Here is a 14,279-nt window from a genome sequence, read left to right on the forward strand (position 1 = left end):
ATGGACGCGCGCACGCCGGTGATCACCGGAGTCGGGGTGGTGGCGCCCGGCGGTGTCGGCAGCAAAGACTTCTGGCAGCTACTGGTCGACGGACGCACCGCGACCCGGCCGATCACCCTCTTCGACGCGTCGGCCTTCCGGTCGCGGATCGCGGCCGAGGTCGATTTCGATCCCGCCGCCAACGGCCTGGACCGGCGTCAGGCCGCCGAACTGGACCGGATGACCCAGTTCGCGCTGGTCAGCGCTGCGGAGGCGATCTCGGACAGCGGCATCGAGCTGTCCGAATGCGGCGCGGAAACCGCGGTGGTGATCGGCAGCGCGGTGGGCGCGACCACCAGCCTGGAGCACGAATTCGTGAACATCAGCGGGTCCGGCGCGCGCTGGCTGGTCGACGCCGCGGCGCTGTCCGCGCACGCCTACACCTATCTCGTGCCGTCCGCCACGGTCGCCGAGGTGGCCCGGACCCTCGGCGCGGGCGGGCCGTGCGCGATGATCTCCACCGGCTGCACCGCGGGCATCGATGCGGTGGCGCACGCGGCCGAATTGCTCAGGGAGGGGTCGGCCGAGGTGGCCGTGGTCGGTGCGACCGAGGCGCCGATTTCGCCGATCTCCTCGGCGTCCTTCGACGCCATCCTGGCGACCACCGCCGACGACTCCGATCCCGCCGGCGCCTCGCGCCCGTTCGATCGCAGGCGCAGCGGTTTCGTCCTCGCCGAGGGCGCGGCGATGTTCGTGCTGGAGACCGCCGAACGGGCGCGGCGGCGCGGCGCGGACATCTATTGCGCCGTGGCCGGTGAAGGCCGCCAGGCCAACGCATTTCATATGACCGGGTTGCGTCCGGACGGGCTGGAGCTGTCCGGGGCCATCCGCGCAGCCCTGGACCGGGCTCGGCTCGACCCGACCGCCATCGACTACGTGAGTGCGCACGGATCAGGCACTCAGCAGAACGATCGGCACGAAACCATGGCGTTGAAGCGAGCGCTCGGCCCGCACGCGTATCGGGTGCCGGTGAGTTCGATCAAATCGATGGTCGGACATTCGCTCGGTGCGATCGGCTCGATCGAAATCGCCGCGTGCGCTTTGGCTTTGCGTCATCAGGTGGTGCCGCCGACCGCGAATCTGTACGAGCCGGATCCGTTCTGCGATCTCGATTATGTGCCGCGGACCGCGCGCGATGCGTCGCTGCGGACGGTGCTGACGGTCGGCAGCGGTTTCGGCGGGTTCCAGTCCGCGATGGTGCTGGCCGAAGTAGGAGCCGTGCGATGAGTATCGATGTGGCCGATGTGCGCTCGAAAACCGTCGAGGCGGTGGTGACCGGGATCGGTATCGTCGCTCCGACCGGTGTCGGTGCGGACGCGCATTGGCGGGCGTGCCTATCCGGCGTGCGCGGAATTCGGGTAAACGAGCAGTACCGCGACAGCGGGTACCTCAGCATTCTCCACGCTCCGGTTCCCGAGTTCGTTGCCGCCGAACATATCCCGCGCCGGTTGACGGTACAGACCGATCGGTGGACCTGGTTCGGTCTCGCCGCGACGGCATCGGCCATCGCCGACGCCGGGGTGGACCCGGCGGGCCTGCCCGCAGAATCTATCGGCGTGGTGACCGGAAGTTCCTCCGGCGGAAACGAATTCGGCCAGCGCGAGATCGCGAACCTGTGGGCTTCGGGCCCGGCGGAGGTGAGTGCGTACCAATCGATCGCCTGGTTCTACGCGGCGACGACCGGGCAGGTGTCGATTCGCAATGGCGCGAAGGGCCCGTGTTCGGTCGTGCTGACCGAGCAGGCGGCGGGTCTGGACGCGCTGGCGCAGGCGCGTCGGGAGGTGCGCCGCGGCGCCGGGTTGATGCTCGCGGGCGGCACCGAGGCCCCGCTGTCGCCCTACGCCTATTCCTGCCAGATCGCGGGTGGGTTACTCAGTGCGGCAACCGATCCCACTCGCGGCTATCTGCCTTTCGACGCTGGCGCAAGCGGTTTCGTACCCGGGGAGGGCGGCGCGATGTTCACCGTCGAGGCCGCCGACGAAGTCACCGCCCGCGGCGGCGTCGGCTACGGCAGGATCGCCGGATACGCGGCGGGTTTCGATGCGGCCCCGACGACCGGGGCCGGTCTGCGCCGTGTCCTGGTGCGCGCCATGGCCGATGCGGGCTGCGCCCCGGGCGAGGTGGGTGTCGTCTTCGCCGACGCGATGGCTGTTCCGGAGCTGGACGCCGCCGAGGCGGCGGCCATCTCCGCGGTCTTCGGTCCGCGCGCGGTGCCGGTGACCGCACCGAAGGCGTTGACCGGTCGGCTGTACGCGGGCGGTTCGGCCCTCGACATCGCCACCGCCCTGCTGGCCTTGCGCCATCAGACGATCCCGCCGACACCGGGCGAGATCACTTCGGCCTATCCGGAATTGGATCTGGTCATCGGCAGCTCACGGTCGCGACCGCTGCGGTATGCGGTGGTGCTCGCTCGCGGGCACGGCGGATTCAACTCCGCGATGGTATTGGCCGCGACGTCATGAACGCCTCGGCCGCAACGTTCGAATTTCGCGCAACAGGAGGGACAGCGATGGCTGAGTTCACGATCGAGGATCTGCGACCGATTCTGGTCCAAGCCTTCGGCGAACCGGACGAGGAACTCGGTGTCGCCGGTGACATCACCGCCATCGAATTCGAGGAGCTGGGCCTGGATTCGCTGGCGTTGATCGAGACGCAGGCGCTCATCAGGCGGCAATTCGGCGTTCGACTGGAGGACGGGCAGATCACCGGGACCAGCACACCGGCCGAGCTGATCGCCGCGGTCAACGCCCTGCTCGCGGAGGCTCCACTGGCGGCACTGACCAGTACGTCGACGCCACTGGTTCAGCGCGGCAACAACCCGGTGCCGCAGTCATGACCGGCGTCGATGCCGAGATCGGCACGGTTTTCGCGCACGCGGCCAGCGGTGGCCTGGTGACCGAGAACGCGGTGGTGATCAACGCCCCGCTCGATCGGGTCTGGGCCGATACCAACGACGTGTCCGCGTGGCCCGGGTTGTTCAGCGAGTACGCCGCCGTCGAAATACTCGATGAGCGACCGGATTACGTGCGCTTCCGGCTGACCATGCACCCGGACGCGAACGGCGCCGTCTGGAGCTGGGTGTCCGAACGGCGCCTCGATCCCGAGGGTCGGGTGGTGCATGCCAGGCGCGTGGAGACCGGCCCCTTCGAATTCATGTACCTGCGTTGGGAATATACGCCCGAGGCGGAGGGCGTGCGGATGCGCTGGCAGCAGCGCTTCCGGCTGAAGCCGACCGCACCGGTCACCGACGAGCAGATGGCCGAGCGGATCAACACCAACACGCCGCGGGAAATGAGCCGGATCAAGCAGATCCTGGAGGCGCGCCATGCCGCGGACGGAGCGGGCTGATGCCAACGGGTGCGGCGGGGCCGGTGCTTGCGGCGGTCGGGATCGCCGCCAACGGGCTGGCGACCGGGATCATGCTGGCCACGGTGATCGGTGTCGCGCCCTACCAGGGCGTGCAGTCCTACCGGGAATACGTTGCGGGAGTGCGGTTCATGTGGCCGCGCTTCGATCCGATCATGCCAGCGCTGAATCTCACCGCATTGCTGGTGTACCTGGTGCTCGCGATCCTGGTCGCCGATTCCGGCCCGGTCCGGATCGGCTTCGGGCTCGCGGCGGTGCTGCTGGCCGGGACCGTGCTCATCTCGGTGACCAAGAACCTGCCGGTGAATCGCTATGTGGCGAGCCTGGATCCGGATCATCCGCCCGCCGACTGGTCCGACCGGGATCCGCGCGGGCACTGGCGGCGCTGGAATGTCGTGCGCACCGGGTCGGCATCGACCGCCTTCGTCATCGCGGTGCTGACCACCGCCTTCGCTGGGTGAATCCAGCTCGAGAGCAAGAGGAGTCGAGATCATGAATGCGCTGGCGAACAAGACGGCACTGGTGACCGGCGGGGTACGCGGCATCGGCGCGTCGATCACCCGGACGCTGGCCGAGGCCGGTGCGCAGGTGATCGCCTGCTATCACACCCCCGGCGACCACATCGACGTGCTGGAGAAGGAACTCGCCACGATCGGCGGCGAGCACCACCTGGTGCTGACCGATGTGACCGACCCGGATCAGGTGATCGCCTTGGCGCAGACCTGCCGGGAACGCTTCGGCAAGCTCGATGTGGTGGTCAACAACGCGGGCGCGATCAGCCATGTGCCGTTCGCGGAATTGCCACTGGCCGAATGGCATCGGGTCATCGATACCGGGTTGACCGCCGCGTTCCACGTGACCCAGCAGGTGCTGCCGTTGCTGGACCGCGGCGCGTCGGTGATCAATATCGGTTCCCGGGTCGCCACGGTCGGCATTCCGCTGCGCGCGCACTACACCGCCGCCAAGGCCGGATTGATCGGACTGACCCGGTCATTGGCGAAAGAGCTAGGTCCCCAGGGTATTCGGGTGAATCTGGTCGCCCCCGGAGTCACCGCGACGGAGGTGGAACTGCCCGCCGAGGTGATCGCTCGATACGAGGGGATGACCTCGCTGCGCAGGCTGGGCGCGACCGCCGATATCGCCGCCGTCGTCGCCTTCCTGGCCGGCGACGGGGCCGCGTACGTCACCGGCGAAACCATTCACGTCGACGGAGGTATCTGATGACCGAGAGCACGGTATTCCGGGTGATGCTGCGGATGGAGGTGAACCCAGGGCAGGAGGCCGAATTCGAGCGGGCATGGCTCGACGGCGCGTCGATCATCACCGGCCAGCCCGCCAATCTGGGGCAGTGGCTTTCCCGCAGCACCGAGGAGCAGGCGGTGTACTACATCGTCAGCGATTGGGTGGACGAGGCGTCGTTCCGGACCTATGAGCGCAGCGAGGAGCATCTGCACCACCGTTCCCGGCTGCACCCGTATCGGAGCAAGGGGTCGATGGCGGTGGCCACCGTGCTGCACTACCTGACCGGTGCCGCATCGACAGGAACAGACTCGGCCGGTGCGCAATTCACCCGGCAGCAGGCCTCGGCGTGACCGGACGCGTCCGGGTCCTGGTCTATCTGTCCATCACCGACGCCGACGCCGCGGCGGTCGAGGACGCCTACCACCGCATCAGCGCGGACCTCGCGGGCACAGCCGGACTGCTCGGCAACGAACTGTTGCGCGGTGCGGGCGACAGCGGTGCGGTGCTGAGCGAATGGGAGTCGCTGCCCGCGTTCCGCGCCTGGGAGAGTGGTCAGGCACATCGCGGCGCCACCTCACCGCTGCGGCCGTATCAGGACGACTCGCGCGGCAAGGTGTTCGAAGTCTTCGAGGTGGCGGCCGCCCACCGAGCCCGACGATCGGAGTGAGCGTGGTCCACGTCATCGCGTTGTCGCAACTGGATATCGAGGACACCGGACGGGTCGGCCGAAAGGCCGCGGTGCTCGCCCGATTGCGGCGGGCCGGATTCCCGGTACCGGACGGATTCGCGATCGACTGGCAGGCCGCCGAGGCGGGGGAGACGGCCGAATCCGTGCCCGATCTGGTCGCGGAAGTGGCGGCGGCCTTGGCCGAGCTGGACGCGGACACGGTGGGCGTCGCGGTGCGCTCCTCCGGCATCGAGGAGGACTTGGCCGGGAAATCGTTTGCGGGGCAATATGAATCGGCGCTGAATGTGCACGGCATCGATGCTGTGCTGGCCGCGGTGGACACCTGCTGGCGCTCGGCGCGCTCGCAGCGGGTCGCGGTGTACCGCGGGGCCGACGATCCGGCGGGCGTGGCAGCGCCGCGCATGGGGGTGCTGGTGCAGCGCATGGTCGAGGCCCGCGCCGCCGGTGCGGCGTTCAGTGTGAATCCGGTGACCGGTGATCCGGACGAAGCCGTGGTCAGTGCGGTGTCCGGCCTGGCCGAACAATTGATGGACGGCTCCGCGGTCGCCGACGAATGGTCCGTGCGGGATGGGCAGGCCGTGCTGCGTTCCGCGGCGGGCTCGGCGGGTCTCACCGCCGCCGAGGCGGCTCAGGTAGCCGAGCTTGCCGTCCAGGTCGCGGCGGAATTCGGCACACCCCAGGATATCGAGTGGGCCTTCGACGAGACCGGGCTGTGGCTGGTGCAGGCCCGCCCGATCACCACACTGGCCGCGGCGGTCGAGCCGATTCCGATCCCGATCGTCGTGCCCGACGGGTTCTCGGTGAAGGATGCGCGCGTGTCCGCGCCGTGGACGCCCATTCAGGAATCGATCTTCCTGCCCGTCTTCGACGCCGCCGCGCCGGGCGTTTTCGCCTTCACCACCGGAAATCGGTTGGCGGTGCACGCGATCGGCGGCTGGATCTACACCACGACACCGCCCGACACCATGCCCGCGCTGATCGAGCGTTTGGAGAAGATAGCCGTCGAACTTGCCGATGGGGCACCGGAAAAGCTGGTCGCACAGTGGCATTCGGTGCAGCGCCGAGAGTTCACCGAACGGATCGATGCGTTGCGTCCGGTGTCGCTGTCCCTCGCCGAACTCGACGACGCGGCGTTCGGCACGTATTTCGCCGATCTGCTGGACCTGTTCAGCGAGCTGCACCTGGCGTACTTCCGGCTCACCGGCGCGGGAGTCTGCCTCAACGGCGAGCTGGGTGTGCTCACCAAAGAACTGCTCGGCTGGTCCGCCGCCGAAACACTGGGCCTGCGTGGCGGATTGACCGGCGAACACATGGCGGCGGCGGTCGGGCTCGGCGCACTCGCTCGCCTGGCCGCCGCCAAACCCGCGGTCCGGCAGGCCCTGGCCGCTGGAACTCGCGACGCCGCCGCCCGGCTGCCGGAGATCGACGCCGAATTCGCGGCCGCGTTCGCCGATTACGTCCGCGACCACGGTCATCGCACCCTCGGTTTCGATCTCACCGAGCCGACTTTCGCCGAGCAGCCGGAGATCCTGCTGAATCTGGTGTTCGCACAAATCGATTCGCCGTTCGACCTGGCTGTCGAACGCGCGGCGCTGCGCACCCGGGTCGAGCAATCCCTGGCCGCCGCGCAGGAGGGTCTGGCCGACCAGCCACCCGAGCGGCGCGAACAGTTCTTCCGCGCCGTAGCCGCGGCGGAATCAGCCGCGCCGGTGCGCGATGAGAAGGTCTATCTCGCCGTGTCGACGTGGGCACTGGTGCGTTATGCGGTCCTGGATCTGGGACGACGGCTGGCCGCTCGCGAGGTGATCGGCCAAGCGGGGGACGTGTTCTATCTGGACCATCGGGACGCACTCGCCGCACTTTCCGACGGCGTCGACCGGGACGGTGCGGTGCGAACGGGGCGCGGCAGACACCTTTGGGCCGCCACCCATCCCGGACCACCGACCTATGGGACACCGCCGCAGCCGATGACGCTGGAGCCCCAGATGACGCCGCCCTCCGCCGCGGCGTCGCATGTCATGGACATCGCGACCTGGTCGATGAGCCTGTTCGGCGGGCAGCCCGACGGCGCGAGCGCCGCCGAGGGGACGTTGACCGGGGTCGCCGCGGCAGCGGGCCGGTACCGAGGCCCGGCCCGAATCGTGCTGGGGGCAGGGGATTTCGGCAAGATCCGGGCCGGTGACGTCCTGGTCTGCCCCGAGACGACCGCGCAGTGGTCGGTGGTGTTCCCCAGCCTCGGCGCGTTGATCGCCGACAACGGAAGTCTGCTCTCCCATCCGGCGATCATCGCCCGCGAGTACGGCATCCCGGCCGTCGTGGCGGCGACGGGCGCGACCGAGCTGCTGCGCGACGGACAACTGGTCGAGGTCGACGGCACCGCCGGTGTGGTGCGGGTGCTCGATACCGAGGGCGGCGGAGTACTGCGATGACCGTACCGGGCCGTATCGACGTGCACCATCACGCCATCGTGCCGCGGATCGCCGCCCTGATGCGGCGGATGGGGGCGCCGTTCAAGATTCCCTGGACGCTGTCGGAGACCTTCGACGTGCTGGCCGAACAGCGCATCGACTATGCCGTGATCTCCAATCCCATTCCGGTCGAATATCTTCCGGACGCGGCCACCGCGAAATTCTTTTGCCGCGAGGCCAACGAAGCCGTCGCCGAGTTCGCCGGTGCGCATCCGGGGAGGTTCGGCTTGCTCGCCGCGCTGCCGATCCCGTATATCGATGACGCACTGGCCGAGATCGAGTATGCGCGGGACATACTCGGCGCCGACGGGTTCGTGCTGATCCCGCATTCCGGCTCCGACTATCTCGGCGATCCGCTGTTCGAGCCGGTGCTCGCCGAACTGGACCGACGCCATGCCGTCGTGCTGGTGCATCCGATGATGCCGCCGGATTCCGCGGGTTCGTCGGTGCCCGCGGTGCTGGCCGACTTCCTGCTCGACACCACCCGGGGGGCCATCGGTCTCGTGCTGTCCGACGCACTGGACCGCTATCCGAATATCTCCTTCGTCCTCGCGCATGCCGGTGGCTTCCTGCCGTACGCGGCGTTCCGGGTGGAAACGTTGGCGCACGGTTTCTTCGGTGCGGACCCCGTGCGGGTCCGGGATCAGCTCGGGCGCTTCTACTACGACACCGCGCTGGCCGGTCCGTCGGCGCTGCCGGGTCTGTTCGCCACGGTTGCGCCCGAACGGATCCTGTTCGGCACCGACTGGTGCGCCGCGCCGCACGCCGCGGTCACTGCCGCGGGTGCGGCACTCGAGCAGCAGTACGCGCGGCTTCCCGGCGCGGCGGAGGCCGGTGCGCGCACGGCCCGCAGGCTGTTCACCGGCTGGTCCGCTGGTGCGGCTCCCAGCCCGATTCCAGCGATGTTCGAACAGTAACGGGCAGCGTTGGCCACGGCTCACTGCGAAAGGATCTGGTTGCGGATGCATGTGGTGATTGCGGGTGCGGGTGTCGGCGGACTGTGCCTGGCCCAGGGGTTGCGCAAGAACGGGATCGAGGCCACCGTGCTCGAGCGGGACTCGTCGGCGCGGTCGCGGTTCCAGGGGCTGCGGCTGCGGATCGACGCGCACGGCCGCGCCGCACTGTCGGCCTGCCTGCCCGAGAACCTGTACGAGCTGGCGATGGCCACCGCGAACCCGTTGTACATGTCGCGGGGGATCGGACTGGACGAGCAACTGCGGGAGATCTTCTCGGTGCAGGCTGCCGGGACCGCCGTCGATCCGGCGCGGGCGAGCACCGTGGTCAATCGCCGGACGCTGCGCCAGATCCTGTTGACCGGCCTGCAGGACAGCGTCCATTTCGACACCGCGGTCGTCGGGTACGAGGTCGGCGAACGGGTCCGCGTGCACACCACCGACGGGACCACCTGGATGGCGGATGTGCTGGTCGGCGCGGATGGTATCGGCTCGGCGGTGCGCGGTCAGCTGTTGCCCGACGTCGGCCTGCTCGACACCGGCCTGCGGGCCATCTATGGCCAGATGAACCTGGATGCGGCGGCCCTGTCGTGGGTGCCTGCCGTCTTGTTCGGCGGTTCCAGGCCGGTACTGGCGCCCGGACCGAAAACTTTGGCGTGCGGGATCTTTCAGCCGCAGACCGATGTCGAGGAGGCGGTGCGGCGGTTCGCCCCCGGCAGTGCGATCGACCCGGTGCAGAGCTATCTGAAGTGGACGCTGGTCGCGCCGAAAGAGGTTCTCGGCGTCGATGACGCGCGCTTCTTCGCGCTCTCGCCCGCTCAGCTGCACCGTCTGGCGCTCGAGCACACCGAGGACTGGAGTCCGCTGCTGCGCCGCATCATGTCGGAATCGTTGGTGGACGACGTTTTTCCGCTCTCGATCCGGGTCACCGAACCGGGAGCGGACTGGTCGCCGAGCCGGGTGACCTTGCTCGGCGACGCCATCCATGCCACCGCACCGGTCGGCGGCATCGGTGCCAACACCGCACTGCGCGACGCGGCCTTGTTGACCGAACAACTCACGGGCGCAGTGGTCGCGGGTTCGGATCCGGTCGTGGCGGTCGGCCGATACGAGACGGCGATGCGCGAGTACGGCTATGCGGCCGTGCGCAATTCGCTGCACGGGTCCGAACAGCTGTTCCGGACCGGACCTCTGGTGAAAGGCGGTGCGCGATGAGCTCGACCGCGCTGACGCGCTATCCCGCGGTCGCCGCGGCGGCACCGATGGCCCTCGATATGGCCGCGCCGGTGATCAGCTTTGTGGTGCTGCACTTGGTGTTCGGTGTCTCTCCGGTCATCGCGCTGTCGGTCGGCGCTGTGGTGGCCGGGCTGCGCACCGTGTGGCGAGTAGCCACCGAACGCAGGGTGAACGCGTTTTCGGTGATGATCCTGGTGATGTTGCTGGCAACCTTGCTGCTGGTGTTCATCACCGGCGACCCGAGGCTGGTGCTCGCCAAATCGGCGGTGATGCCGTTCGTCGGCGGGGTGTACGGGTTGATCACCAATTACGTCGGTCGCGCGGTGGTCTTCGATGTCGTCGCGCCGTTCGTCACCAAGGGCGATCCGCGCTTGATCGCCGCATGGGAGGGCGGGTGGAACGACGACGCGCACTTCCGTCGTCGCCTGCGGTTGATCAATCTGCTGTGGGGGCTCGGGTTCATTGCCTCGGCGGTGACCAGGGTGGTCATCATCTACAGCACGCCGCTGGATATCGCGGTATTCGCCGGGCAGCTGCCCACCCTGGTCACGCTGCCGGTGCTGATCTTCACGACCGTGCGGTTGGCCGGGCCGTTGCGTGCTGCGCTGCGCCGTGCCATCGCCGACAAGCCAACCGAGCCCCTGCTGGTGCTCGAATCACCAGTCCGGCCAATAGGTTTCGAGCGCACATCGATCGCGGCGGAGCGGGACTCCGCTGTCGACGCCTGAACGGGGGAGTGCCGCATATGCGCGTCATCGTCACCACCTGGGCGTGGCAGTCCCACCTCACCCCGCTGGTGCAACTCTGCTGGGGCCTGCGTACGAGCGGTCACGAGGTGGTGGTGGCCAGTTCGGCCGAACTGGTGCCCGCGATCCGGGCGACCGGGCTGACCGCCGTCGCCGTCGGCGAGGAGGTGGATCTGAGCGCGCAGGCCGGTAAGTACTTCAGCTGGCTGGTGGAACAGCCGGAACCGGTGCGCTGGAGCGATATCCAGCACTGGGGCGCGGGCAATGTCGCGACCTACCGGGTGATCGCGCAGCGATCGGTCGGCCCGCTGCTCGACTTCGCGCGCCGCTGGCGACCGGATCTGATCGTGTTCGACCCGACCACCTACGCGGGCCCACTCGTCGCGGCGGTGCTCGGCATTCCAGCGGTCCGCCACCTCTGGGGTATCGACTACACCTATCGGACAAGGGAATTCGAGCCGCTCGCGCTGCGCGAGCTGTGCGCGGAACTCGGCTTGGACGGCGTCGAGACGCTGGGCACGGTCACCGTCGACCCGTGTCCGGCCTCCTTGCAGTTCGACACCGGCGTGGACACCTTGCCGATCCGCTTCGCCCCCTACAACGGCCCGGCGGCGGCCGCCGATGTCGGGTTGCCGCCGCCGCGGCGGCCACGGATCTGCGTCTTGGGCAGCAGTGCGGTCGAACAACTTGCCGGACGCGCCATCCCGTTCGCGGAGCACGTGCTGGCCGGACTGGCGGGGCTCGACGTGGAGGTGGTGGCGCTGATGAATCCAGGCGCCGCCCCGAGCTTCGCCGAGGGCGAGTCGGTGACCTTCCTGGGCCCGACGCCATTGCATCTGCTGCTGGCTGACTGCGCTTTGGTCATCCACCAGGGCGGTGGCGGAGCGCTGATGACGGCGCTGTTCTACGGTCTGCCGCAATTGCTCACGCCGCTGTTCACCGATCACGTGGCCAATGCCGAACAGCTCGCCGAGGCGGGCGCGTGCCGCTGGTTGTTCGGCGGCACACTCGAGCCGGACGCGGTACGTACGGAGGTACGGCAGTTGTTGGCGGACGCCGAGTTTCGCGTTCACGCGGAGCGACTGCGCGACGAGATGCGGGCACAACCGCCGGTCGGCCAAGTGGTCGGCGCGCTGGCGGACCTGGCCGGAGCACGGTGATGGCACGCATCGTCTTCACCACCCAGCCCGCCAGTGGACACCTGCGTCCGCTGGTGCCGATCGCCAGGGCGGCGCGCGTGCGCGGCCACGAGGTGGCCGTGCTCGCACCCCAGCCCCAGGCAGCGGAGATCGCCGCGTACGGGCTGCCGCATCTGGTCGGTGGTTACGACTGGCGCGCCGAGGTGGCGAGCTGGCTGCCTGCGAATCTGCGCGAACTGGACTTTCTCGCCGCCGCCGAGGTGTTCCGGGTGCTCGGGCGCAGGATGTCGAAGGGCTTTGCCGGTCACATGGGGCAGGCCACCTGTGCGGATCTGCTGGAGATCGCCGAGGACTGGCGACCGGACCTGGTCATTCGCGAACTGGATGAACTCGGCGGCTACCTGGCGGCGGAAGTGCTTGGCATACCTCATGTTTCGATCGCGTCGTTCGGCGGTGTCGAAGCGATGGCAGGTGCCGAAATCGCGGTACGGCTGGCGGAAGGCAGGGCGCGGTTCGGCCTGCCCCCCGACCCGGCCGGCGCGCGGCTCTACCACTATCTGCACGCCAATTTCCTGCCACCGCAATACTCGGCGGCGGAGATGATCCTGCCGAACACCCGGTGCTACCGCCACCCGAACGCCGGTTTCCAGAGCGACCGGCTGCCGGACTGGTTGGCCGAACTCGACCTTGCGCGCCCCTTCGTCTTCGCCGGTTTCGGCACTGTCGTCTACGGATTGCCCGGTGCGGATGGATTCGTGCGCACGGTGATCGAGGCACTGGGTCGGGTCGACTGCACCGCGGTGCTCGCGGTCGGCGCGGACGGCAGCACCGATGCCTACGGCGAACTGCCGCCCAACGTCCGGCTGGTCGACTTCGTTGATCAGCCGCTGATGCTGGAGGGGGCCGACCTGTTCGTCACCCACGGCGGGTTGAACAGTATGAAAGAGGCCATGCGGCTCGGGGTGCCGATGGTCAATATCCCGGTGCTCGACGACCATCGGCACAATGCCGCACAGGCCGAGGCCACCGGCACCACGACTGTTGTTCCATTGGAACAGGTTTCGGCCGACACCGTGGCGCGGGCCTGCGCTCGGACGTTGACCGAGCCGGACTTCCGCCGCTCGGCCCGCAGGCTGCAACGCCGGATCCATGCCCTGCCCGGGGTGGATGTGCTGCTCGACGATCTGGAGGCACTGCTGTGACGGGTAAGTGGAGCGGGGCCGAACTCGCGATCTTCGGCGGCAGACCGGCATTCGACACCCCCGTGATCTTCGGCAGACCCAATATCGGCAATCGGGCCGTGCTGTTCGACCGGCTCGACCGGATGCTGGACGCGAAATGGCTGTCCAACGGCGGCGAATTGAGCCGCGAATTCGAACGCCGGGTCGCCGAGACAGCGGGCACTCGCTACTGCGTGGCGACCTGCAACGCCACCTCCGCTCTCCAACTGGCCCTGCGGGCAGCCGGGCTGCGCGGCGAAATCATCGTTCCCGCCTTCACTTTCGCCGCGACCGCGCACGCGGCGGCCTGGCTCGGCTTGAAACCGGTGTTCTGCGATGTCGATCCGCTGACCGGCAGCGCCGATCCGCGCAGTGTCGAACAGGCCATCACCGCGCGCACGACCGGCATTCTCGGCGTACACATCTGGGGTAGGCCGCGCGCGCTGGAGGCCATGCAGGAGTTGGCCGACCGGTTCGGTCTTGCCCTGATCTATGACTCGGCGCACGCGTTCGGCTGCGGTTACGCGGGTCGGCCGATCGGCGGGTTCGGCACGGCCGAGGTGTTCAGCTTCCACTCCACCAAATTCGTGAATACCTTCGAGGGCGGTGCCCTGGTCACCAATGATCCGGAGATCGCCGAAACCGCCGCGCGGCTACGAAATTTCGGGATTTCGGGCGGCGATGACATCGCGGAGGTCGGCACCAACGCGAAGATGAGCGAGGCCGCCGCCGCCATGGGACTGACCTCGCTGGACTCGATGGACTACTTCGTGGCGCGCAATCGGGAGAACTATCACCGGTATCGGCAGGGCATGAGCGGCATCGCGGGGCTCTCCCTGCTCGACATCGACGAATCCGAACGCAGCAACTACCAGTACGCGGTCGTGGATTGCGATATCGATCGGATCGGATTGTCCCGCGATGATCTGCTCGCCGTGCTCACCGCCGAAAATGTCTATACCAGAAGATATTTCTATCCGGGCTGCCATCGGATGGCGCCCTATCAGACCGACCGCGCCTTCCCCGGCACCGATCGGGTCGCCCGCGACACCTTCGTCCTGCCGACCGGAGTGGATCTCGAACCCCGCCAGATCGACCGCATCTGCGGCCTGCTCGGCGTCATCGCCCACAACGGTCACGCCATCCGCGACGCCCTGGCACGGACCCGCCGAGCGGCGTGAC

The 14,279-nt window shown here is 68.4% G+C and carries 15 protein-coding genes; all 15 read left to right on the plus strand.

The window, feature by feature from the left end:
- Genes KV110_RS14170 through KV110_RS14240 form a run of 15 tightly spaced genes read left to right on the plus strand, consistent with a single transcriptional unit; the run spans window position 1 to window position 14,278 of the window.
- A complete protein-coding gene (locus KV110_RS14170; RefSeq protein WP_218476532.1) occupies window positions 1-1,266 on the plus strand; it encodes a beta-ketoacyl-[acyl-carrier-protein] synthase family protein in 1,266 nt (421 codons plus the stop codon).
- Window positions 1,263-2,501 carry a beta-ketoacyl synthase N-terminal-like domain-containing protein gene (locus KV110_RS14175; protein ID WP_218476534.1) on the plus strand — a complete coding sequence of 413 codons (1,239 nt, stop codon included), beginning with the start codon at window positions 1,263-1,265 and terminating at the stop codon, window positions 2,499-2,501. Before KV110_RS14170 ends, KV110_RS14175 begins: the two co-directional genes overlap by 4 nt.
- A 47-nt stretch (window positions 2,502-2,548) precedes the next feature.
- On the plus strand, window positions 2,549-2,875 hold the full coding sequence (locus KV110_RS14180) for an acyl carrier protein (RefSeq protein WP_218476535.1): 327 nt from the start codon (window positions 2,549-2,551) through the stop codon (window positions 2,873-2,875).
- Entirely contained in the window at window positions 2,872-3,387 is a 516-nt protein-coding gene (locus KV110_RS14185) for an SRPBCC family protein (protein WP_218476537.1), read from the plus strand. Before KV110_RS14180 ends, KV110_RS14185 begins: the two co-directional genes overlap by 4 nt.
- On the plus strand, window positions 3,387-3,866 hold the full coding sequence (locus KV110_RS14190) for an anthrone oxygenase family protein (RefSeq protein WP_218476538.1): 480 nt from the start codon (window positions 3,387-3,389) through the stop codon (window positions 3,864-3,866). Before KV110_RS14185 ends, KV110_RS14190 begins: the two co-directional genes overlap by 1 nt.
- A gap of 31 nt (window positions 3,867-3,897) precedes the next feature.
- The gene (locus KV110_RS14195) at window positions 3,898-4,626 is read left to right on the plus strand and encodes an SDR family NAD(P)-dependent oxidoreductase (RefSeq protein ID WP_246634527.1); all 729 of its coding nucleotides are present in this window, start codon (window positions 3,898-3,900) and stop codon (window positions 4,624-4,626) included.
- Window positions 4,626-4,997, plus strand: coding sequence for an antibiotic biosynthesis monooxygenase family protein (locus KV110_RS14200; RefSeq protein WP_218476539.1), 372 nt, complete (start codon window positions 4,626-4,628; stop codon window positions 4,995-4,997). Before KV110_RS14195 ends, KV110_RS14200 begins: the two co-directional genes overlap by 1 nt.
- Window positions 4,994-5,314 (plus strand): antibiotic biosynthesis monooxygenase family protein, encoded by a 321-nt coding sequence (locus KV110_RS14205; protein WP_218476540.1) that lies wholly within the window; start codon window positions 4,994-4,996, stop codon window positions 5,312-5,314. The genes KV110_RS14200 and KV110_RS14205 overlap by 4 nt, the downstream gene beginning before the upstream one ends.
- 2 nt (window positions 5,315-5,316) lie before the next feature.
- Window positions 5,317-7,764, plus strand: coding sequence for a PEP/pyruvate-binding domain-containing protein (locus KV110_RS14210; RefSeq protein WP_218476541.1), 2,448 nt, complete (start codon window positions 5,317-5,319; stop codon window positions 7,762-7,764).
- A complete protein-coding gene (locus tag KV110_RS14215; protein WP_218476542.1) occupies window positions 7,761-8,720 on the plus strand; it encodes an amidohydrolase family protein in 960 nt (319 codons plus the stop codon). Before KV110_RS14210 ends, KV110_RS14215 begins: the two co-directional genes overlap by 4 nt.
- A 45-nt stretch (window positions 8,721-8,765) precedes the next feature.
- Complete coding sequence (locus KV110_RS14220) at window positions 8,766-9,971, plus strand: FAD-dependent oxidoreductase (RefSeq protein WP_218476543.1); 1,206 nt, start codon at window positions 8,766-8,768, stop codon at window positions 9,969-9,971.
- Window positions 9,968-10,720: a VC0807 family protein gene (locus tag KV110_RS14225; RefSeq protein WP_218476544.1), complete on the plus strand. Its 753-nt coding sequence runs from the start codon at window positions 9,968-9,970 to the stop codon at window positions 10,718-10,720. Before KV110_RS14220 ends, KV110_RS14225 begins: the two co-directional genes overlap by 4 nt.
- A gap of 17 nt (window positions 10,721-10,737) precedes the next feature.
- Window positions 10,738-11,898 carry a nucleotide disphospho-sugar-binding domain-containing protein gene (locus tag KV110_RS14230; protein ID WP_218476545.1) on the plus strand — a complete coding sequence of 387 codons (1,161 nt, stop codon included), beginning with the start codon at window positions 10,738-10,740 and terminating at the stop codon, window positions 11,896-11,898.
- The gene (locus KV110_RS14235; protein ID WP_218476546.1) at window positions 11,898-13,079 is read left to right on the plus strand and encodes a glycosyltransferase; all 1,182 of its coding nucleotides are present in this window, start codon (window positions 11,898-11,900) and stop codon (window positions 13,077-13,079) included. Before KV110_RS14230 ends, KV110_RS14235 begins: the two co-directional genes overlap by 1 nt.
- Window positions 13,076-14,278 carry a DegT/DnrJ/EryC1/StrS family aminotransferase gene (locus KV110_RS14240; protein WP_218476547.1) on the plus strand — a complete coding sequence of 401 codons (1,203 nt, stop codon included), beginning with the start codon at window positions 13,076-13,078 and terminating at the stop codon, window positions 14,276-14,278. Before KV110_RS14235 ends, KV110_RS14240 begins: the two co-directional genes overlap by 4 nt.
- The last annotated feature ends 1 nt before the right edge of the window (window position 14,279 follow it).

Source organism: Nocardia iowensis, from assembly GCF_019222765.1.
GTDB lineage: Bacteria > Actinomycetota > Actinomycetes > Mycobacteriales > Mycobacteriaceae > Nocardia > Nocardia iowensis.

Bases quoted from the DNA above. Each gene is read 5' to 3' on its own strand.
- KV110_RS14215 (WP_218476542.1), top strand. From the start codon at position 7,761: ATGACCGTACCGGGCCGTATCGACGTGCACCATCACGCCATCGTGCCG.
- KV110_RS14230 (WP_218476545.1), top strand. From the start codon at position 10,738: ATGCGCGTCATCGTCACCACCTGGGCGTGGCAGTCCCACCTCACCCCG.
- KV110_RS14175 (WP_218476534.1), top strand. From the start codon at position 1,263: ATGAGTATCGATGTGGCCGATGTGCGCTCGAAAACCGTCGAGGCGGTG.
- KV110_RS14170 (WP_218476532.1), top strand. From the start codon at position 1: ATGGACGCGCGCACGCCGGTGATCACCGGAGTCGGGGTGGTGGCGCCC.
- KV110_RS14190 (WP_218476538.1), top strand. From the start codon at position 3,387: ATGCCAACGGGTGCGGCGGGGCCGGTGCTTGCGGCGGTCGGGATCGCC.
- KV110_RS14225 (WP_218476544.1), top strand. From the start codon at position 9,968: ATGAGCTCGACCGCGCTGACGCGCTATCCCGCGGTCGCCGCGGCGGCA.
- KV110_RS14235 (WP_218476546.1), top strand. From the start codon at position 11,898: ATGGCACGCATCGTCTTCACCACCCAGCCCGCCAGTGGACACCTGCGT.
- KV110_RS14185 (WP_218476537.1), top strand. From the start codon at position 2,872: ATGACCGGCGTCGATGCCGAGATCGGCACGGTTTTCGCGCACGCGGCC.
- KV110_RS14180 (WP_218476535.1), top strand. From the start codon at position 2,549: ATGGCTGAGTTCACGATCGAGGATCTGCGACCGATTCTGGTCCAAGCC.
- KV110_RS14220 (WP_218476543.1), top strand. From the start codon at position 8,766: ATGCATGTGGTGATTGCGGGTGCGGGTGTCGGCGGACTGTGCCTGGCC.
- KV110_RS14200 (WP_218476539.1), top strand. From the start codon at position 4,626: ATGACCGAGAGCACGGTATTCCGGGTGATGCTGCGGATGGAGGTGAAC.
- KV110_RS14195 (WP_246634527.1), top strand. From the start codon at position 3,898: ATGAATGCGCTGGCGAACAAGACGGCACTGGTGACCGGCGGGGTACGC.